Genomic DNA, 18,292 nt, shown 5'->3' on the forward strand with positions numbered 1-18,292 from the left:
AGGCGTCAGGCGCCGCCGAAGCGCTCGGTGCGGACGCGCTCGGGCGCGTGGCCCTGCTCGACCAGGGCGGTGGCGACGGCCTCGACGAACGAGGTCGGGCCGCACACGTAGACGGTCGGCTCGAGCGGGGCCGGCAGAGCCGCCTCGGCGAGCAGCTCCGGAGTGACGCGGCCGGCCGGACGCGCCGCTCCCGCCGGCGCCACCCGGGTGAAGACATGGTCCACCGCGACTCCGCCCGTCGCGGCCGGCCGCTCGGCGAGCGCCGCCAGCTCCTCGCGGTAGTAGGCGAAGACGGGCGAGCGGACCGAGTAGAGCAGCTGCATCCGCGCCGCGCTCCCGGACCGGGCGTGCTCGCGCGCCATCGCCATCAGCGGCACCACGCCGCTCCCGCCCGCGATCAGCTGCACCGGCTCCGCCTGCTCCGGACGCCAGACGAACCAGCCGCCGATCGGACCGCGGATCTCGAGCCGGTCGCCCGCTTCGAGGTCGTCGACCAGGTACGGGGAGACCTCCCCGTCGTCCAGCCTCTCGACCGCGAGCTCGACCCGCTCCCCGTCGGCCGGGGCGCCGATCGAGTAGGAGCGGCTCGCCTGGTAGCCGTCGGGCGCGGTGAGGCGCACGTCGAGGTGCTGCCCCGCCAGGTGGCCCGGCCACCCGGGCACGCGGAGCACCAGAAGGCGCGACGTGGGGGTGAGCGGCGCGACCGACTCGGCCACCGCCTCCGTCCACATCACCAGTAGCGCTCCTCTTTCCAGGGGTCCCCGTGCATGTGGTAGCCGTTCTGCTCCCAGAAGCCGGGCTCGTCGCCGGGCATCAGGCGGAGCGTCCGGACCCACTTCGCGCTCTTCCAGAAGTAGAGGTGCGGCACCAGGAGCCGGGCGGGGCCGCCGTGCTCGGCCGCGAGGGGCTTCCCCTCGAACTCGGTGACGACCCAGGCCCTCCCGCCGCGGATCTCGGCGAGCGGGAGGTTCGTCGTGTAGCCGCCGAAGCTCTGCGCCATGACGAAGCCGGCGTCCGTCCCCAGGCCCTCCAGCAGCGTGTCGACCGAGACGCCGCGCCAGCTGGTGCCGAGCTTCGACCACCGGGTCACGCAGTGGATGTCGGTGTGCACATCCTCGTGCGGAAGCGCGTCGAACTCCTCCCGGTTCCAGCGGCGGACGCCCGCGGGGCCGCCGTCGATGGAGAAGGCCCACTCGTGGATGTTCGGGGTGGGCCCGATCGAGAGGACGGGGAAGCCGTTCTCGAGGTGCTGGCCCGGCGGGAGGTCCGGGTCCGCCTCCCTCTTGCCGAAGAAGCCCCGCGTGATGATGCCCATGTCCGCCCTCGTCGTCCTCGGGGCCTGGCCCCGGATCGCTGGAAACCGCTCGTCGCGCTCACGCTACCGCTCGGCGCTACCGCATGCGGGCCCGCCGGGCGAGCCCGGGACCGTGTCGGACGTCGGTGCCAGGATCGGGGCATGAGACGAACCGTCGTGCCGCCGTACCTCCTCGTCCGCATCGCCCGCCTCGACGATCCGGCCTTCGCCCGGGCCGCGCGGGCCGCGAGCCGCTCGCTCGAGCAGGACGTGCCGTTCCGGCGCGTCCGGCCCGGAGAGCCCGCGCCCGACCGCGGGGCGCCGACCGCGGCCGCGTCGTCCTCGCCGCGCACCCGCGTGCAGTCCCTCCAGCGCACCATCGCGGACGCGCGGACCGAGGAGACCCTGCCCGGCACGGTCGTCCGCCGCGAGGGCGAGGCGGCCACGGGGGACGAGGCCGTCGACGAGGCGTACGACGGCCTCGGCGCGATGTCGGCCTTCCTGCAGGGCGCGTACGGCCGCGACTCGATCGACGACGCCTGGCTCCCGCTCGACGCGACCGTGCACTTCGGCGACGACTACGACAACGCCTTCTGGGACGGCTCGCGGATGGTCTTCGGCGACGGGGACGGCCAGGTGTTCCGCCGCTTCACCGTCTCGCAGAGCGTGATCGGCCACGAGCTCGCCCACGGCATCACCGAGTACACGGCGAACCTCGTCTACCGCGGCCAGTCCGGGGCGCTCAACGAGTCGGTCTCGGACGTGTTCGGAGCCCTGCTGGAGCAGTACGGTGCCGGCCAGAGCGCCGATGAGGCGAGCTGGCTGATCGGCGAGGGGCTCTTCACCGACGAGGTGCAGGGCACGGCCCTGCGGTCGATGATCGCCCCCGGCACCGCGTACGACGACGACGTCCTCGGCTCCGACCCGCAGCCGGGCTCGATGGCCGACTACGTCGAGACCGACGACGACAACGGCGGAGTGCACATCAACTCGGGGATCCCCAACCGCGCGTTCGCCGTGGCGGCGACGACCCTCGGCGGGAAGGCGTGGGAGCGCGCAGGGCAGGTCTGGTACGACGTGCTGACCGGGGGCGTCCTCACCGCGACGGCCGACTTCGAGGCGTTCGCCGCGCTCACCGTGCAGGCCGCCGCCGAGCGCTACGGATCCGGCTCCGAGGTCGAGGCCGCCGTGCGCACCGGCTGGACGACGGTCGGCGTGACGCTGTCCGCCTGAGCCGGTCCGCTCGAGGGCGGAGGCGGGTAGCATCGCGCGCATGGACGTCATCGTGTCGCGCAGCGGCGGATTCGCCGGCCTCCGCCGCGTGTGGCGGGTCGACGTCGAGCAGCAGCCCGACGAGCGCGCATGGCGCGACCTGCTCGGCTCGCTCCCCTGGGACGCCGCCGACGGCGAGTCCCCCGGCCGGGCCGACCGCTTCGTCTACGAGATCCGCGTGCAGACGCACCACGTCCGCCTCGGCGAGACCGAGCTCGACGGAGCCTGGCGCGAGCTGGTCGACCGCGTGAAGAAGGCGCAGCCCCGTTAGGAGCTGCGCCTTCTTCGTGTGCTCGGAGCTACTTGGTGCCGAGCAGGTCGATCACGAAGATCAGGGTCTTGCCGGAGAGCGGGTGCCCTCCGCCGGCCGGGCCGTACGCCAGCGCGGGCGGGCAGATCAGCTTGCGGCGGCCGCCGACCTTCATCCCCGGGATGCCCTGCTGCCAGGCGCGGATGAGGTTGTTGAGAGGGAAGTTGATCGACTGGTCGCGGCTCCAGGAGGAGTCGAACTCCTCGCCGGTGTCGTACTCGACGCCGAGGTAGTGGACCTCGACGGTCGAGCCGGGCTGCGCCTCGGCGCCGTCGCCGACGACGATGTCCTCGACGACGAGGGTGTCGGGGGCCGGGCCCTCAGGGGCGTCGACCTCGGGCTTGGTCAGGTTCTCGCTGCTCATGCCTCGATCCTAGGGCGCTCGGGAGCGGAGTCCGGGAGCGGGCTGCGAGCACTCACTCCACGAGCGTGAGGCGCTGCGTCGGCCGGGTCATCGCGACGTAGAGCGATGCGGCGCCGCGCTCGCCGGTCTGCGCGATGAGGCGCGGGCGGGCGATGATCACGGAGTCGAACTCGAGCCCCTTGGCGTCGTTCGTCGACAGCACGGCGATCGCGCGGTCGAGCCCGGTCGCTCCGCGGCCCACCTCCCGGCCGAACCGCTCCTCGAGGCGCTCGGCGATCGCGGCGAGGTCGTCGTCGGGCGCGATGACCGCCAGCGTCCCCTCCGCCTCGATCGCCCGGTCCTCGACGACGGCCGCCAGCACGCGCTCCGAGAGGCTCGCGTCGCCGCGGTCGCGGATCGTCCGCACCGGCCACTCGGTGGAGCGCACGGCCTCCCCCGGCGTGATCTCCAGCCCGTTCTCGCGCGCCGTCCGCTCGGCGAAGGCGACGATCTGCGCGGGCGTGCGGTAGTTGACCGTCAGCTCCTCCAGGCGCCACGGCGCGGCCTCCACTCCCCGGCCCTGGCGGCCGAAGGTGTCGCGGAGCGCGGCGTCCCAGCTCGAGGCGGCGGAGGCGCCGGACGCCTGCGCGACGTCGCCCACGATCGTGAACGAGCGCATCGGGCAGCGGCGCAGCAGCACCCGCCACTGCATCGGCGAGAGCTCCTGCGCCTCGTCGACCACGACGTGCCCGTAGGTCCAGGTGCGGTCGGCCGCGGCCCGCTCGGCGGTGGTGCCGAGCACCGAGCGCTCGGCGAAGCCGGCCGCGAGGTCCTTGGCGTTGACGAGGCCGTCGACGCCCATGTTGCGGATCGCGGCCTCCGCGTTCTCGACGTCGCGCTTGCGCTGCTCCTTCTCGGCCTTCTTCGAGGCGTCGGCGTGGTCGTCGTAGGCGCCGAGCAGCTCCGCGGCCTCGTCGAGCAGCGGCACGTCGGAGACCGTGAACGGAGCGTCGCGGTCGCGGCGGAGGAGGGAGCGCTGCGCGGCGGTCCAGCGCGGCGTGAGCGTCGCGAACCAGTTCGGACGGGCGTAGAGGTCCTGCAGCAGCTTCTCGGGGGTCAGCGGGATCCACGCGGTGTTGAGAGCGACGCGGACGTCGTGGGCGGTCCGCACGTCCTCGCGCAGCACCGCCTCGTCGGCCTCGTCGACCGTGCTGCCGTGGCTCCGCAGCTGATCGGCGAGCTGGCGGGTGAGCTGCGAGAGCAGCGTCTTGACGAAGGAGACGCGCGCCTCGTTGTGCGGCTTGCGGGTGTCGCGCGCCCGGGTGATCGCGCGCTCCACGTCCTGCGGCTCCAGACGGAGCTTCTCGCCGTTGACGTCGAGCACCTGGGTCTCGGCCGGGACGGTCTGGCGGGAGCGGACCGCGCGCTTGAGCAGCTCCGCCATCCGCGCCGAGCCCTTCACGCGGGCGATCGCGGGCACGTCCTCCTCGACGAGGTCGAGGCCCGGGTAGAGCTGGCCGAGCGTCGAGAGGACGACGCCCGTCTCGCCGAGCGAGGGCAGCACCGCCTCGATGTAGCGGAGGAAGGACCGCGAGGGGCCGACCACGAGCACGCCGGAGGAGGCGATGCGGTCGCGGTAGGAGTACAGGAGGTAGGCGGCCCGGTGCAGGGCGACCGCGGTCTTGCCGGTGCCCGGCCCGCCCTGCACGACGAGCACGCCGCGCAGCTCGGACCGGATGATGCGATCCTGCTCGCTCTGGATGGTCGCGACGATGTCGTGCATACGGCCGGTGCGCTGCGCGCCGAGGGCCGCCATGAGCGCGCCCTCGCCCTGCAGCACGGTGCCCTCGCGCAGCAGCTCCTCGTCGAAGACCTCGTCCTCGAAGCGGAGGACCTCGCGGCCCCGAGTGGTGAGGTGGCGCCGGGCGCGCGTCCCCATCGGCCGGGCGGCGGTGGCCTGGTAGAACGCGGCCGACTGCGGGGCGCGCCAGTCGAGCAGCAGCGTGTCCTGCTCCTCGTCGCGCAGGCCGATCCGGCCGATGTAGCGGTGCTCGGCGTCGGCGTCCGCGAGCGTCAGCCGGCCGAAGGCGAGCCGGTCGTCGGCGCCGGTGAGCGAGCGGATGCGGTCCTCGTAGAGCCGCGCGTACGCGTCGCGCTCGGAGCGGCTCTGGTGGTTGCCGCCGACGCTCTCGATGCGGACGGTGTCCAGAGCCTCGCGGGCCTGGGCGATCAGCTCGTCGAGGCGGGCGTAGAGCGCCGCCACGTAGTCGCGCTCCCGAGAGAGCTCGGTGGCCTGCACAGTGCTGCCGTCCGTCATCGTCCGCCTTCCGAGGGTCCGCCGCCGCGGGACCGGGAGGCGCGGGATGCGCTCCGGGGGCCGCGGGAAAACAGGCGGTCCAGTCTACCGAGCGATCCGAAGCGGCCCGTGCCGACAGCGGGATCCGGATGCCTCTTGCGCTCGGCGCCGCGGAGGAGCATCCTCTCTCTCACGAAGAGCTCGACGCCCCGTCCGAGCAGCCGGCCCTGCCGCTGCCGCAGGGCGTCGAGCTCTTTCTCGCGGGTGTCCGTCCTCCGTCCGGTCATCGACCGGGAAGAGAACCGGACGGCCCCGCGTTGCACGCCCCATGGCCACTCCGAGCAGCAGCGTCACCGCCCCCTCCCGCGCCTCGATCGACCTCACGGAGTCGGCACGCGCCGGCTGGGAGTCGTGGCTCGCCCGACGCGTCGAGCGCGTCACCGGACCCCGGGGCGATCTCGCCCTCGTCGAGACGCGCTGGCTCGAGCCCGGCGAGAGCGTCGACGACGAGCAGGCGCTGGCCGGCTACGGCCCCTCGGCGACCCTGACGCGGATGCGCCGCGAGAACCTCGACACCGGCGAGCCCGAGTACGGCTACCGCGTCTGGGACGCGGCCTCCGACGGCATCCGCTCCTTCGACGCCATCGAGACCTTCCCGTTCGACGCCGCCTGGGTGCTCGAGGCGTGGTTCGAGCCGGTCGCCGAGGATCGCACGGTCCCGTTCGAGCACCTGCGCGACAACGGCGCCACCCGCGAGCTCGTCGTGCCCGGCGACATCACCTTCTCGCTCGTAGACGACGGGCGCGCCCGCGAGTACACGGTCGCGGCGTTCGACGACGGCGGCACGCTCCTCGTCCCGTTCGGCGATCCGACCAACCGCAGCGACGACCCGGAGCTCGCGAGCTACCCCGTCGGCCGCTTCCTCGTCGTGCAGCGGATCGGCGGCGCGGCCGACGCGGGTGCCCCCGGTCCGGTGCTCCTGGACTTCAACCGGGCGTACATCCCGCCGTGCGGCTTCTCGCCCCACTACAACTGCCCGCTGCCGCCCGCGCAGAACCGGCTCGGCGTGCCCGTGACGGCCGGCGAGCGCCGCGTGCGCAGCGCCTCCGCCTAGCGCGCCGGGGCTGAGCGGGGGTGGCCCCGGCTCAGCGGGTGAGCACCGCCCGGCGGGCGACGAGCTCGTCGAGCAGGACCTGCTCGTCGACCGCTCCGGTGCGTCCGCCGCGGCCGAGCAGGAGGTGCTGCCGGTGGTGCGCGAGCCGCGTCGCCGAGCGGAGGAAGTCCCGCATCGCCCGCGGCCGATCCCCTCCCGCGCTGCGGGCCCAGCGGGCGGCGGTGCGGCGCCCCTCCGCGGTGCCGATCATCCGCACCTCGGCCGGCGAGAGCCAGCCGGCGACGGCGTAGTCGTCGAGCCGCTGGAGCGTCACGCGCCGCTCCTGCCGGCGCAGCAGCACCACCACGACCACGGCGACCGCGAACAGCGGCACCTGGACCACGCCGTAGAAGCCGAACCAGTCGGACACCAGGAACGACGAGCCGTTCCAGAGCGCGTGCAGGAACGCGGCGAGCGCCAGCCCGAGCAGGGCGATGGGCAGCCGCGCGACGGCGGGCCGGTTCGAGGCGAAGCCGAGGGCCGCGCCCGTGCAGGCGGTGAAGAGCACGTGCGCGAAGGGCGAGAGCACCCCGCGGAGGAAGAAGGTCACGGCGAGCGAGCCGAGACCGCCCTCCACCAGCGCGCTGCCGAAGTAGAGGATGTTCTCGACGAAGGCGAACCCGGAGGCGACGACGGCCGCGTAGACGATGCCGTCGACGGGTCCGTCGAAGGTCCGGCGCCAGATCAGCAAGACGAGGAGGACGCCGATCCCCTTGGCCGTCTCCTCGACCAGCGGCGCCTGGATCACGGCGCCGACGAAGTCGGATCCGCTCGGCTGCTGCCCGGACGCGTAGACGGCGATCTGCACGCCGAGATCGACCAGGAGCGCGATCGCGACGGATCCGGCCGCACCCCAGAGGAACGCGAACCACAGGCCCAGCGCGGGCTCCGGCTCCCACCGGTCGACCCAGCGGACGCCCAGCAGAACCACGGTCAGCGGGACGAGGGCGATGACCGCGCAGATCCCCGCGGCGCTGACGCCGAGTCCGAGGACCACGTAGGCGAGCACGAGCAGCAGCAGGATCCCGAGGAGCGCCACGCCGATCGAGCCGAGCACGGTCGGCACGGCGGAGGGGCGGGCGGTGGCGGGCGGGGCGGGCGGCGGATAGGCGCTCATGGGGCCGACAGTAGGGCACCGGCGGGGTGGACTGTCGGCGGTTGACACGCGCCGGGCGCGTGGAGGAGGGCCGGGGTGCCGACGCCCGTGTCCGATTCCCGCTCCTGCTCGACGCCGCCGCGTGCGAGGCTCGAGGCGTGCCCGACTCCGATCCGCTCTTCGAGGAGCGCTACCGCGCCGTCGCCTCCCGCGACTCCCGGTTCGACGGGCGGTTCCTGACCGGCGTGCACACCACCGGCATCTACTGCCGTCCGAGCTGCCCCGCCATCACACCGCGGCGCGCGAACGTGCGCTTCTACCCGACGGCCGCCGCCGCGCACGAGGCGGGGCTGCGCGCCTGCAAGCGCTGCCTGCCGGACGCCGTCCCCGGCTCCCCCGAGTGGAACCTGCGCGACGACACGGCGGCGCGCGCCATGCGTTTGATCGCCGACGGAGTGGTCGACCGCGAGGGGGTCGAGGGGCTGGCCGCCCGGCTCGGCTACGGCGCGCGCCACCTCGGCCGCATCCTGCGCGAGGAGCTGGGCGCGCCTCCGCTGGCGCTCGCGCGCGCCCAGCGCGCCCAGACCGCCCGGCTCCTGCTCACGAGCACCGACCTGCCCGTGTCCGACGTCGCCTTCGCCGCCGGCTTCACGAGTATCCGGCAGTTCAACGCGACCCTGGCGGAGGTGTACGAGCGGACCCCGACGGCCCTGCGCGCCTCGGCCCGCGGCACGCGCTCCGAGGCGAGCGTCCACGACGGCGCGACCACGCTGGAGCTCCGGCTGGCAGTGCGGGCTCCGTTCGATCCCGGGGTGCTCGACGTGCTCGGCGGCGCCGCGCTCCCGGGCATCGAGGAGGCGTCCCCCGGCGGCTACGCGCGCTCGCTCGTCCTGCCCGGGGGCGCGGCACTGGTGCGGCTGGCGGCGGACGGGGAGAGCGTCCGCTGCAGCGCGACTCTCGTCTCCGTCGCCGACGTCGGGCCGCTGGTCGCCCGGGTGAGGCGGGTTCTCGACCTGGACGCGGACGCCCGGGCCGTGGACGAGGCCCTCGCGGCCGATCCCGCACTCGCTCCGAGCGTCGCCGCCCGCCCCGGTGTCCGCGTGCCCGGCTCCGTCGATCCGGCCGAGACGCTGGTGCGCGCGCTGCTCGGCCGGCGGGAGGTTGCACGGCTGGTCGCGGCGCTCGGCGCGACGCTCCCGGAGTCTGTGGCGAGCGGATCGATCGCACGCGCCTTCCCCTCCCCCGCGGTGATCGCCGAGCACGCCGCCGACGTGCTCCGCGGATCCGCCGACGTGCTGGTGCGGACCTGCACGCTGCTCGCCGAGGGAGCCCTGCGGCTCGACGCCGACCGGGAGGAGCTCGCCGAGCAGCTGCTGGCGGTCCCCGGGATCGACGCCGCCACGGCGGGCGAGGTGGCGCAGCGGGCGACCGGAGATCCCGACGTCCTGCTCACCGGGGATCCCGTGCTCCGGCGGGGCGCGGCGGCGCTCGGCCTGCCCGCCGGCGAGCGCGCGCTGACCGAGGCCGGACGCCGCTGGGCGCCCTGGCGCAGCTACGCCGGGGCGCGCCTCGCGGCCGCGGTCACGCCTCCGGCGCGGGGTCGATGATCGGGAGCGCCGCGGTCATCGCCTCGATGCCCGAGAGCCGCGCCGGCGAGATCAGCCGCATGACCTCCTCGCGGGACATCAGCCCCGCCTCGACCACCAGGTCGGCGATGTTGCGGCCGGTCGCGAGGGCGGCCTTCGCGAGGGCGGCGGACGCGGTGTAGCCGATGCTCGGGGTGAGCGCCGTCACGACGCCGACCGAGGAGGCGACCATGGCCTCGAGCCGGTCGACGTTCGCGGTGATGCCGTCGATGCAGTTCTCGCGGAGCGTCCTGCAGGCCTGCGTCATCCAGGTGATGCTCTGCAGCAGCGAGTGCGCGATCACCGGCTCGAAGGCGTTGAGCTGGAGCTGACCCGCCTCGGCCGCCATCGTGACCGTGACGTCGGCCCCGGCCACCGAGTAGGCGACCTGGTTGACCACCTCGGGGATGACCGGGTTCACCTTGCCGGGCATGATGCTGGATCCCGCCTGGCGCGGAGGCAGGTTGATCTCGCCGAAGCCGGCCTGAGGGCCCGAGGAGAGGAGCCTCAGGTCGTTGCAGATCTTGGACAGCTTGATCGCGGAGCGCTTGAGCGCGCTCGAGAACGACATGAAGACGCCGGTGTCGCTCGTCGCCTCGACGAGGTCCTGCGCCATCTCGAGGTCGAGGTCGGTGATGTCGTTGAGGTGGCGGACCGCAGCTGCGCCGTAGCGCGGATCGGCGGTGATGCCGGTGCCGATCGCGGTGGCTCCGATGTTGACCTCGGCGAGCAGCCAGATGGTCTCGGAGAGACGGGCGTGGTCCTCGCCGAGGGTCGTCGCGAAGCCGTGGAACTCCTGGCCGAGCGTCATCGGCACCGCGTCCTGCAGCTGCGTGCGGCCGACCTTCAGGACGCTGCCGAACTCGACCGCCTTGCGGGAGAACGACTCGCGCAGCAGCGCCAGCTCGTCGAGCAGGCGGCGCAGCGACCAGGTCATCGCGATCTTGATCGCGGTCGGGTAGACGTCGTTGGTGGACTGGCTGCGGTTGACGTCGTCGAGGGGGTGCAGGTGCGCGTAGTCGCCCCGCTCGAAGCCGCCGATCTCGAGTGCGACGTTGGCGACGACCTCGTTCGCGTTCATGTTCGTCGAGGTGCCGGCGCCGCCCTGGATCACCCCGACCACGAACTGGTCGTGGAACTCGCCGTCGATGATGCGGCGGCACGCGGCCTCGATCAGCTCGGCCTTGGCGGGGGCGAGACTGCCGAGCTCGGTGTTGGCCCGGGCGGCCGCGAGCTTGACCGTGGCGAGGGACCGGACGAGATCGGGGTAGATCGAGATGGGGCGCTTCGAGATCGGGAAGTTGTCGAGGGCCCGCGCCGTGTGGATGCCCCAGTAGGCCTCGGCGGGGATCTCCATCGAGCCGAGGGAGTCGCTCTCGGTGCGCGTGGCGGGGGTCTCGGTGTCGTCCAGGGCTCTGCCTTCCGGGTCGCGGTCGGGGAGGGTGCTCGGTGCGAGGGTCACGTCCAGCTCCGTTGCTGTCGTCGTGCGGCCCCGGAGGGTGCAGGGGGCTCGCGAACTGCGCGGCCAGCCTATCGCCGGGGCACGGGGCGGCGGCGGACGCGGGCGCGGAGCGTCCGCTCGGCGGGCGCGGAACGACCGCGCCTCCCGCCGCAGGAGCGGACAGGAGGCGCGGGACGCGGGAAGCGGCGGATCAGCGGTAGTCGCTGCCCGACGCGAGGGCCGCGAGCGGAACGAGCACGACCACGACGAGCACGGCGATCGCGAACAGCAGGACGAGGCCGAGCATGACGGAGTTGAGCACGATGCCCCAGATCGAGAGCGTGCGGCCGGACGGCTCCCTCCGCAGGCCCAGGATGCCGAAGACGAGGCCCGCGGCCGGAGCGATCACGGTCAGTCCGAAGAAGACGGAGGTGACGCCGAGGATCAGGCTGGTGAGCGAGAACGGGGTCGAGGGCGCCGGGGCGAGCGCCGCGGGCGGGACGGCGGGGGTGCCGTAGGGGGCGCGGGCCTGCTGCGAGGAGGCGGACTCGTCGGCGGCGGGGCGCTCCCCGGCGGACGGCCGCTCCTCGGTGAGGACGGCGGACGCGCCCAGGTCCACGGTCGGCTGCTCGTCGGCGGGGGTGGAGAGGCGGGCGGTGCGGTCGTCGGTGGTCACGGTGTGCTCCTTCTCGGGTGCCGGTCGCCCGGCGGGATGCGGTGCCGCCGGGCGGGCCGGCGGTGCTGCCGGTGTGCTCCGGCGATGCCTCCACGCTACGGACGCGCCCGGACCCGCCCCATCCGGGGAACCCCCGGAACTCGGGGGCGATCCCCCGCCTCGAGGCGGGGGCGGGTGCGAGACTGGTCCCGGCGCGAGGAGGCGGCGACGATGGACGACGACGAGCTGCGGCACCGCACCCGGGACCGCAAGGGCGCCCGGGCCGTCTGGTTCGCCGGGCTCTCGGCGCTCGCCGGCTTCGTGGTGATCTCCCCCGTGATCTCCCTCACGGCGACGGTGATGGTGTGGGGGTCGCGGCGGCGGATCGGCACCCTCAGCGACCGGAACGGGCTGGTCGCCGTCAACTGGCAGCTCACCTACCTCGCACTCCAGCTGATGCTGGTCCCGCTCCACCTCGCGCTGGTGTCGGTGCGCGACTCGCTCGGCGCCGACTGGCCGCTCGCGACGATCTCGGCGATCCTCGCGCTGGCCGTGCTCAACCTCGTGCTGTGCGTCGTCCTCGGGATCCGGTCCGGCCAGGGACGCACCGTGCGCCTCTGGATCGCCGTGCCCTTCGCCCGCTCCACCCGTCCGCCGCGCTGACCGTCCGGGGACACCGGGCACGGCGGCTCTCCGCTCCTGGGACTCCGCCCGGCGTGTCCGCGGCGCGGTACCCCCTCGACCCCGCGGCGGCGGGCAGGGTGGTGGAGTGATCGCCTTCCCTCCGCCCGTCTACGTCGTGGCCGACGACGGAGTGCGGCTGGCCACCTACTCCGTCGGCGAGGAGAGCGCCCCGACCGTCCTCGCCGTGCACGGCTTCGCCTCCTACGCCGTTCTCAACTGGGAGACGTCGGGCTGGCTGCGGACGCTGCACCGGGCCGGGTACCGCGTCGTGGCGCTCGACCAGCGCGGGCACGGCGCGAGCGAGAAGCCGCACCACTCCGACTCCTACAGCGTGGACACCATGGTGGCCGACCTGGTGCGGGTGCTCGACTCCTACGACCTCGAGGCACCCCACGTCCTCGGCTACTCCCTCGGCGCCCGGATGAGCTGGGTGCTGGGACTCGAGCACCCGGAGCGGCTCGCATCGCTGAGCCTCGGCGGGCTGACCGTGGGCGAGCCCCTCCGCTCCTTCGACGCGGAGGCGGCCCGGGCCCGCGTCGCCTCCGGCGGCGAGATCGACGACGGCTTCACCCGCGCCTTCATCGGCATGGCGGAGGGCGTGCAGGGCAACGACCTCGCGGCACTGGTGGCGGTGGCCGACGGCGTCCGCGGCGGGGCGCACCCGGAGCACGGGCGGCACCCCGGCCTGCCGACGCTGCTCGTGACCGGCGGCGCGGATCCGATCGCTCCCGGCGGTGAGCTGCTGGCGGCGGAGGCGGGGGCGCGGTTCGTGAGCGTCCCCGGCCGCGACCACACCAGCACCGTGCCCGCGCGGGGCTTCAAGGACGCGGTGCTGGCGTTCCTGGCGGAGCAGCGCTGAGCCGGCCCCTCGCCGGACGGGAGCACCGCGAGCGCCGAGGCCCGCGGCGTAGCATCCCCCTCATGCAGGCGATCCGCATCGAGAACCCCGGCCCCGACTCCCGACTCGTGCTGGAGGAGGTGCCGACGCCCTCCCCCGGACCCGGCGAGGTCCTCGTCCGCGTGGCGGCCGCCGGCGTCAACCGCGCCGACCTCGGCCAGCGCGGCGGGGTCTACCCGCCGCCGCCCGGCGCCTCCGAGATCCTCGGCATGGAGGTGTCCGGCACGGTCGTCGCGCTCGGCGAGGACGCGACCGGGTTCTCGGAGGGCGACGAGGTCTGCGCGCTGCTCTCCGGCGGCGGCTACGCGGAGTACGTCGCGGTCGACGCGGGCCTGGTGCTGCCGGTGCCGGACGGCGTCGGCCTCGTCTCGGCCGCCGCCCTCCCGGAGACGACGTCCACCGTCTGGTCGAACCTCGTGATGGTGGCCGGGCTCGGATCCGGCGACACCGTCCTCCTCCACGGCGGCGGGAGCGGGATCGGGACCACGGGCATCCAGATCGCCGCCGCCCTCGGCGCCCGCGTCGCCGTCACGGCCGGCAGCCCCCGCAAGCTCGAGGCGTGCCGCGCGCTCGGCGCCGACGTCCTGATCGACTACCGCGAGGAGGACTTCGTCGAGCGGATCCGCGAGGCGACCGGTGGGCGCGGCGTCGACGTGATCCTCGACCCCGTCGGCGGCGACTACCTGGCCCGCGACCTGGAGGCGCTGGCCGTGGGCGGGCGCGTGATGTTCATCGGCAACCAGTCCGGCGCGCTCGGCTCGCTCGACCTCGGGGTGCTGATGCGCAAGCGCGGGGCGGTGCACGCCACGACCCTCCGCGCCCGGCCCCTCGAGGAGCGGCGCGCGATCGTCGCGCAGGTGCGCGCGGAGGTCTGGCCGCTGGTCGCCGCCGGGACGGTGCGCCCGGTGGTGGACGAGGTGGTCCCGCTCGCCGAGGCCGAGCGGGCGCACGACGTGATGCGCTCCTCCGGCCACATCGGCAAGCTGCTGCTCACCCCGTGACGCCCGACACCGGAGGAGGCCCCCGCCGCCCGCGGTGAGCGGGAGCGGGGGCCTCCTCCGGTGATGCCCTGCGGCGGGGCGTCAGACGGCGGAGCGCAGGAGTCCGAGCGAGCGGTTGATGCCGTCGACGTCGACCGCGGCCGGATCGAACGAGGCTCCGGCGGCGAGGCCGAGAGCCTCGAGCGCCTCCGCGTGGTCGGCCGAGGACGGGTCGGTCGCCGCCCGCACCGTGTCGGCCCAGGCCGCGGGGCCTCCCGGCACGTCGAGCGGAGCCGCGCCGCGCGCGCCCGTGCAGCGCGGCAGAGCCGACGACAGCGGCGCGATCGACTCCAGGCGGATGACGTGGCGCCACTCGTCCTCGAGGTCGTAGACGTAGAAGAGCTCGTCCTGCTCCTGCTCGAGCACCTCGGCGAGCGCGACGCCCGCCTCGTCCACGAGATCGGCGCCGAACTCCTCCGCGTCGGACGGCGAGCCGATCGGAGCCTGCTCCTCGTCGGGCACACCGACGCTGAAGTAGTGCGGCTGCGCGTCGGTCCAGCCCAGCGAGAGCTGGAGCGCGAGGTGCAGATCGCGCAGCGACGACTCGGAGGAGAGCTCGAGGCGCCGCCAGACGACGGGCTTGGTCCCGAGCAGGGCGACGTGGAGCGCGTAGGCCGTCGCCGTGTCCTGGGTCGCCTCGTCGAGGATCTCGAGGCGGGTGGCCTCGCGCTCGCCGAGGAGGACGACCGTCGCCCGGACGACGGAGGCGAGGACGGGCGCCAGGCCCTCCGGCACCGCGTAGCCGAACTCCGGCGAGTGCAGCAGCAGCCCGAGCTCGGCGGTGTCGTCGAGCATCCGCTCGGCCGTGCCGACCATGCGCTCGCGCTCGTCGAGGGCCTCGTCGAGCGAGACTCCGGAGTCGGCTGCCAGCTCGTCGACCAGCTCGCCGACGACCAGGCCCGGGTGGATCTCGGCCTGGCAGGCGACCGCGATGCGGACCAGCACGGCGTCGGTGGTGATGACCGCGCGCTCCTCCGGGGAGAAGGCGCCGTCCTCGGTGTCCGCCGCCGCCAGCGCGGTCTGCGCGCTGAGGATCCACTGCTCGAGGAAGCGGGCGACGTAGGCGATGCGCTCGGCGGCGGCCTCGTGCGCGTCGGAGCTGCGCCAGAGCACGGCGGACTCGCCGAGACCTGCGGCGGATCCCTCCTGCTCGAGCACGGCCGAGCCGACCAGCGCGTCCCACCAGGCAGAGACCGGGATGCGGACGGAGTCGTCGCTCGGGGTGGATCCCGCGGAGGAGATGCCCGCCTCGACCGCGATCTCGCGGGCGGCGCGCTCGGTGAGGGTCGCGCCGTCGTCGGCGGCGAGGTGCTCGACGACGACGTCGGCGGCGTGCACGAGAGCGGTGGCGCGGACGGCGGAGAGCTGCTCCTCGGCCGGGACCTCGTCGAGCTCGGCGAGGTCGTCGAGCACGGCCTCCACGAAGGAGCCGGCGAGGTCGAGGACCTCGTCGAGGACGGCCTGGCACTCGTCCAGCTCCTCGTCGGTGCCGGTCCAGAGGTCCTCGTCGGTGAGGAAGTCGAGGAAGTGCTCGACGACCTCGGCGACGGTGAAGAGGGTGTCGTCGAGGTCGGCCTCGCTCTCCTCCCCCGACAGGTCGGCCTCGATCTGATCGAAGACGGCCTCGAGCAGCTCGGCGTCGGGCTGGGCGAAGGAGCCGCGCGGGCGCAGGTCGCGGGTCATCGCGAAGAGGTCGGTCAGCACCTCGACGGCCTCGTCGGCCTCGAGGTGCTCGTGCTGCATGCCCACCTCGGCGAGGTGCGAGCGGTACCAGCTGCGGAACCGCACCATCAGCGCGGTCTCGGCCGTGCGGCCGCCGCCCTGACCGCCGGACCCGCCCTGACCGCCTCCGGATCGTCCCTGGTTGCGCTTCTTGCCCATGATTCCTCCGCGACCGCTCCACTCACGACGAAGCGCTCCAGCCTACCCAGTGCGGGCGCGCGGCGGCACGCGCGGTCGCCCCCTGTTCACCCTGTGCGCACCGGGTCCGCTCCCTCTGGTGCGGCCGATCGCCCGAGTCCCGGGATCAGCGCGCTGTGGGAGGCCTCGCCGCCCGGGCCCCTGCCACACGGGCCGCGATGATGAGAAATCTCGCAGCGATCGGGCGGCCAGGCTTGCGCTCGGACCCCTCGCTTCGGTGGAGTATCCGGATGACCGACACGACGGACACCGCCGAGACCGCTCCCGGGAAGGCGTCGCTCAAGCGGGTGATCACCGGACCGCTGCTGTTCGCCTTCATCGTGGGCGACACACTCGGCGCCGGCATCTACACCCTGGTCGGCACGATGGCGGAGGACGTGGGCGGCGTGATCTGGCTGCCGCTGCTGATCGCGCTGGTCGTTGCCCTGCTCACCGCGGGCACGTACGCCGAGCTGATCACCAAGTACCCGCACGCCGGAGGGGCGGCGCGATACGTGGACCGCGCGTTCGGGAAGCCGTACCTCTCGTTCCTGATCGGCTTCCTGATGATGGCGTCCGGCATCACGACGGCGGCCTCCCTGGCGAACGCGTTCGCGGGCGACTACCTCGGGGCTCTGCTGGACGTGCCGCCGATCCCGACCGCGATCGTCTTCATCGCGATCCTCACCCTGGTGAACCTGCGCGGGGTGAAGGAGTCGCTGACCGCGAACCTGGTCGCCTCGGTGATCGAGGTGAGCGGACTGGTCATCGTCATCGTCTGCGCCGCGGTCTTCTTCGGCTCCGGCGACGGCGACGCCTCCCGCGTGCTCGAGTTCAACCCCGACGTCGCTCCGCTGCAGGGGGCGTTCGCCGCCTCGATCGTCGCCTTCTTCTCGTTCCTCGGCTTCGAGGCCGCGGCGAACATGGCCGAGGAGGTGCGGAACCCCTCGAAGGTCTACCCGCGGGCCCTCTTCGGTGCGCTGATCACCGCCGCCGTGGTCTACCTCCTGATCGCGCTCGGCGCCGTGATCGTGCTGCCGAACGACGAGCTCGCGGCCTCCAGCGGTCCCCTGCTGGACGTGGTCGCGGCGAGCGGAGTGGCCGTGCCGCCGTGGCTGTTCGGCCTGATCGCGCTGGTCGCCATCGCGAACGGCGCTCTGCTGTTCATGGTGATGGCGTCGCGGGTCGGCTTCGGGCTCGCCACCTCCGGGCTGCTGCCGAGCGCCTTCGGCAAGGTGCTCCCGGGCCGCCGCACGCCGTGGGTGTCGATCGTGGTCGTCGGCGGAGTGACGATGCTGCTCAGCCTGATCGGCGACGTCGGCACGCTCGCCGAGACGACGGTGCTGCTGCTCCTGCTGGTGTTCATCGCGGCGAACGTCTCGGTGCTGGTGCTGAAGAAGGACCGCGTCGACCACGCCCACTACTCCGTGCCGCGGGTGGTGCCGGTGCTCGCTACCATCGCGAGCGTGGTGCTGCTGACGCAGCAGACGGGTGTGGTCTGGCTGGCGACAGCGGGCTACGTGGTCGTGGGGACGCTGCTGTTCCTCGCCACCCGCCTGGGGAAGCGGAAGCACGCGGAGCGGACCCCGGACTGATCCGGGCCGGCGGCGATCCGTCGCGAGCGGCCCGTCCGCAGATCCCCTGCGGGCCGTCCGCGACGGATCGATCGCGGGGGGCGGTGAGGAGTGGGATCGTGAGGGGATGACCGTCACGCTCGAGCCGATTCCCGCCGCCGCCCTCGCCACCTGGATGCGGGTCCAGCGCTCGGCGTACATCGAGGACCGGATGCGCGCGGGCGACGACGAGGCGGCCGCGACGCGCAACGCCGACGCCTCGTACGAGAAGTACTTCCCGGGCGGCTCCCCCGCCGCCGGGCACGACGTGCTCCTCGTCTCCGAGGACGGCCGCGCGGTCGGGTCGCTCTGGCTCGGCCCGCACCCGAGCGGACTCGAGGGCGTCGGGTACGTCTGGGACGTGCAGATCGACGCCGCCGAGCGCGGCAGCGGCCTCGGCCGGGCGGCGATGCTGCTCGCGGAGTCGCACGTCCGCTCCCGCGGCGGCTCCGCCCTCGCGCTGAACGTGTTCGGCTTCAACACCGCCGCGCGGGCGCTGTACGAGTCGCTCGGCTACGAGACGACGTCCCTGCAGATGCGCAAGCCGCTGGCCTGAGCGGGGGCTGCTCGACTCCGGGAAGGGGCACGACCCGGTCGCGCAGAACGCCGCACGCCGTGCTCGAGGGCGGACGCCGACGGGCGCCCACCGACGAGCACGGCGGCGGTGGTGGAA

Annotated in this window: 17 protein-coding genes; 9 read left to right on the forward strand and 8 right to left on the reverse strand. The window is 74.0% G+C overall.

The genetic code is table 11. From position 1 onward, the window contains the following. Nucleotides 1–5: 5 nt before the first annotated feature. Both C5C59_RS02245 and C5C59_RS02250 read right to left on the reverse strand, forming a co-directional pair. Nucleotides 6–731, reverse strand: a complete 726-nt coding sequence (locus C5C59_RS02245) for a ferredoxin reductase (RefSeq protein ID WP_104239035.1) — start codon at nucleotides 729–731, stop codon at nucleotides 6–8. Then, nucleotides 731–1,315, reverse strand: a complete 585-nt coding sequence (locus tag C5C59_RS02250; RefSeq protein WP_104239034.1) for a molybdopterin-dependent oxidoreductase — start codon at nucleotides 1,313–1,315, stop codon at nucleotides 731–733. Before C5C59_RS02250 ends, C5C59_RS02245 begins: the two co-directional genes overlap by 1 nt. Nucleotides 1,316–1,456: 141 nt before the next feature. Here C5C59_RS02250 and C5C59_RS02255 point away from each other — a divergent pair, with 141 nt between their 5' ends. Together C5C59_RS02255 and C5C59_RS02260 are read left to right on the forward strand one after the other, a co-directional pair. Then, nucleotides 1,457–2,527: a M4 family metallopeptidase gene (locus C5C59_RS02255; protein WP_104239033.1), complete on the forward strand. Its 1,071-nt coding sequence runs from the start codon at nucleotides 1,457–1,459 to the stop codon at nucleotides 2,525–2,527. A 40-nt stretch (nucleotides 2,528–2,567) separates the two neighbouring features. Further along, the gene (locus tag C5C59_RS02260) at nucleotides 2,568–2,837 is read left to right on the forward strand and encodes a protealysin inhibitor emfourin (RefSeq protein WP_104239032.1); all 270 of its coding nucleotides are present in this window, start codon (nucleotides 2,568–2,570) and stop codon (nucleotides 2,835–2,837) included. 28 nt (nucleotides 2,838–2,865) lie between these two features. Here C5C59_RS02260 and C5C59_RS02265 read toward each other — a convergent pair whose 3' ends face one another. Next, the gene (locus tag C5C59_RS02265; protein ID WP_104226280.1) at nucleotides 2,866–3,240 is read right to left on the reverse strand and encodes an FKBP-type peptidyl-prolyl cis-trans isomerase; all 375 of its coding nucleotides are present in this window, start codon (nucleotides 3,238–3,240) and stop codon (nucleotides 2,866–2,868) included. Nucleotides 3,241–3,292: 52 nt separating this feature from the next. Beyond that, nucleotides 3,293–5,536: a UvrD-helicase domain-containing protein gene (locus tag C5C59_RS02270; RefSeq protein WP_104239031.1), complete on the reverse strand. Its 2,244-nt coding sequence runs from the start codon at nucleotides 5,534–5,536 to the stop codon at nucleotides 3,293–3,295. A 307-nt stretch (nucleotides 5,537–5,843) separates the two neighbouring features. Between C5C59_RS02270 and C5C59_RS02275 the strand changes: the two genes are divergently transcribed. Then, entirely contained in the window at nucleotides 5,844–6,629 is a 786-nt protein-coding gene (locus C5C59_RS02275; protein ID WP_104239030.1) for a DUF1684 domain-containing protein, read from the forward strand. 31 nt (nucleotides 6,630–6,660) lie between these two features. Here the strand turns inward: C5C59_RS02275 and C5C59_RS02280 are convergent, their stop codons facing one another. Next, the gene (locus tag C5C59_RS02280) at nucleotides 6,661–7,785 is read right to left on the reverse strand and encodes a PrsW family intramembrane metalloprotease (protein WP_104251212.1); all 1,125 of its coding nucleotides are present in this window, start codon (nucleotides 7,783–7,785) and stop codon (nucleotides 6,661–6,663) included. A gap of 137 nt (nucleotides 7,786–7,922) precedes the next feature. Between C5C59_RS02280 and C5C59_RS02285 the strand changes: the two genes are divergently transcribed. After that, on the forward strand, nucleotides 7,923–9,371 hold the full coding sequence (locus tag C5C59_RS02285) for an Ada metal-binding domain-containing protein (RefSeq protein ID WP_181134805.1): 1,449 nt from the start codon (nucleotides 7,923–7,925) through the stop codon (nucleotides 9,369–9,371). On the opposite strand, the gene C5C59_RS02290 is transcribed toward C5C59_RS02285, so the two are convergent. Both C5C59_RS02290 and C5C59_RS02295 read right to left on the reverse strand, forming a co-directional pair. Further along, entirely contained in the window at nucleotides 9,346–10,800 is a 1,455-nt protein-coding gene (locus tag C5C59_RS02290; protein WP_258062548.1) for an aspartate ammonia-lyase, read from the reverse strand. The two genes, C5C59_RS02285 and C5C59_RS02290, sit on opposite strands and share 26 nt — an antisense overlap. A 241-nt stretch (nucleotides 10,801–11,041) precedes the next feature. Beyond that, nucleotides 11,042–11,506 carry a DUF4190 domain-containing protein gene (locus tag C5C59_RS02295; protein WP_104239101.1) on the reverse strand — a complete coding sequence of 155 codons (465 nt, stop codon included), beginning with the start codon at nucleotides 11,504–11,506 and terminating at the stop codon, nucleotides 11,042–11,044. 174 nt (nucleotides 11,507–11,680) lie between these two features. Between C5C59_RS02295 and C5C59_RS02300 the strand changes: the two genes are divergently transcribed. The 3 genes from C5C59_RS02300 (at nucleotide 11,681) to C5C59_RS02310 (ending at nucleotide 14,068) form a co-directional block, all read left to right on the forward strand. Then, complete coding sequence (locus C5C59_RS02300; RefSeq protein ID WP_181127854.1) at nucleotides 11,681–12,148, forward strand: DUF4870 domain-containing protein; 468 nt, start codon at nucleotides 11,681–11,683, stop codon at nucleotides 12,146–12,148. A 106-nt stretch (nucleotides 12,149–12,254) separates the two neighbouring features. Beyond that, complete coding sequence (locus C5C59_RS02305; RefSeq protein ID WP_104239103.1) at nucleotides 12,255–13,028, forward strand: alpha/beta fold hydrolase; 774 nt, start codon at nucleotides 12,255–12,257, stop codon at nucleotides 13,026–13,028. Between the two features lie 62 nt (nucleotides 13,029–13,090). Beyond that, a complete protein-coding gene (locus C5C59_RS02310; RefSeq protein WP_104251213.1) occupies nucleotides 13,091–14,068 on the forward strand; it encodes an NAD(P)H-quinone oxidoreductase in 978 nt (325 codons plus the stop codon). 81 nt (nucleotides 14,069–14,149) lie between these two features. Here the strand turns inward: C5C59_RS02310 and C5C59_RS02315 are convergent, their stop codons facing one another. Beyond that, complete coding sequence (locus C5C59_RS02315) at nucleotides 14,150–15,988, reverse strand: plasmid pRiA4b ORF-3 family protein (protein ID WP_104239105.1); 1,839 nt, start codon at nucleotides 15,986–15,988, stop codon at nucleotides 14,150–14,152. Between the two features lie 269 nt (nucleotides 15,989–16,257). Here C5C59_RS02315 and C5C59_RS02320 point away from each other — a divergent pair, with 269 nt between their 5' ends. Both C5C59_RS02320 and C5C59_RS02325 read left to right on the forward strand, forming a co-directional pair. Then, the gene (locus tag C5C59_RS02320; protein ID WP_104226270.1) at nucleotides 16,258–17,601 is read left to right on the forward strand and encodes an APC family permease; all 1,344 of its coding nucleotides are present in this window, start codon (nucleotides 16,258–16,260) and stop codon (nucleotides 17,599–17,601) included. A 106-nt stretch (nucleotides 17,602–17,707) separates the two neighbouring features. Then, entirely contained in the window at nucleotides 17,708–18,175 is a 468-nt protein-coding gene (locus tag C5C59_RS02325; RefSeq protein WP_104239106.1) for an N-acetyltransferase, read from the forward strand. The last annotated feature ends 117 nt before the right edge of the window (nucleotides 18,176–18,292 follow it).

The sequence above is a fragment of the Rathayibacter sp. AY1F4 genome, from assembly GCF_002931775.1.
Classification (GTDB): domain Bacteria; phylum Actinomycetota; class Actinomycetes; order Actinomycetales; family Microbacteriaceae; genus Rathayibacter.

Excerpts from the sequence above, each read along its gene's own strand:
- C5C59_RS02245 (WP_104239035.1), bottom strand. The coding sequence starts at position 731 with ATGTGGACGGAGGCGGTGGCCGAGTCGGTCGCGCCGCTCACCCCCACG.
- C5C59_RS02250 (WP_104239034.1), bottom strand. The coding sequence starts at position 1,315 with ATGGGCATCATCACGCGGGGCTTCTTCGGCAAGAGGGAGGCGGACCCG.
- C5C59_RS02255 (WP_104239033.1), top strand. The coding sequence starts at position 1,457 with ATGAGACGAACCGTCGTGCCGCCGTACCTCCTCGTCCGCATCGCCCGC.
- C5C59_RS02260 (WP_104239032.1), top strand. The coding sequence starts at position 2,568 with ATGGACGTCATCGTGTCGCGCAGCGGCGGATTCGCCGGCCTCCGCCGC.
- C5C59_RS02265 (WP_104226280.1), bottom strand. The coding sequence starts at position 3,240 with ATGAGCAGCGAGAACCTGACCAAGCCCGAGGTCGACGCCCCTGAGGGC.
- C5C59_RS02270 (WP_104239031.1), bottom strand. The coding sequence starts at position 5,536 with ATGACGGACGGCAGCACTGTGCAGGCCACCGAGCTCTCTCGGGAGCGC.
- C5C59_RS02275 (WP_104239030.1), top strand. The coding sequence starts at position 5,844 with ATGGCCACTCCGAGCAGCAGCGTCACCGCCCCCTCCCGCGCCTCGATC.
- C5C59_RS02280 (WP_104251212.1), bottom strand. The coding sequence starts at position 7,785 with ATGAGCGCCTATCCGCCGCCCGCCCCGCCCGCCACCGCCCGCCCCTCC.
- C5C59_RS02310 (WP_104251213.1), top strand. The coding sequence starts at position 13,091 with ATGCAGGCGATCCGCATCGAGAACCCCGGCCCCGACTCCCGACTCGTG.
- C5C59_RS02315 (WP_104239105.1), bottom strand. The coding sequence starts at position 15,988 with ATGGGCAAGAAGCGCAACCAGGGACGATCCGGAGGCGGTCAGGGCGGG.
- C5C59_RS02320 (WP_104226270.1), top strand. The coding sequence starts at position 16,258 with ATGACCGACACGACGGACACCGCCGAGACCGCTCCCGGGAAGGCGTCG.
- C5C59_RS02325 (WP_104239106.1), top strand. The coding sequence starts at position 17,708 with ATGACCGTCACGCTCGAGCCGATTCCCGCCGCCGCCCTCGCCACCTGG.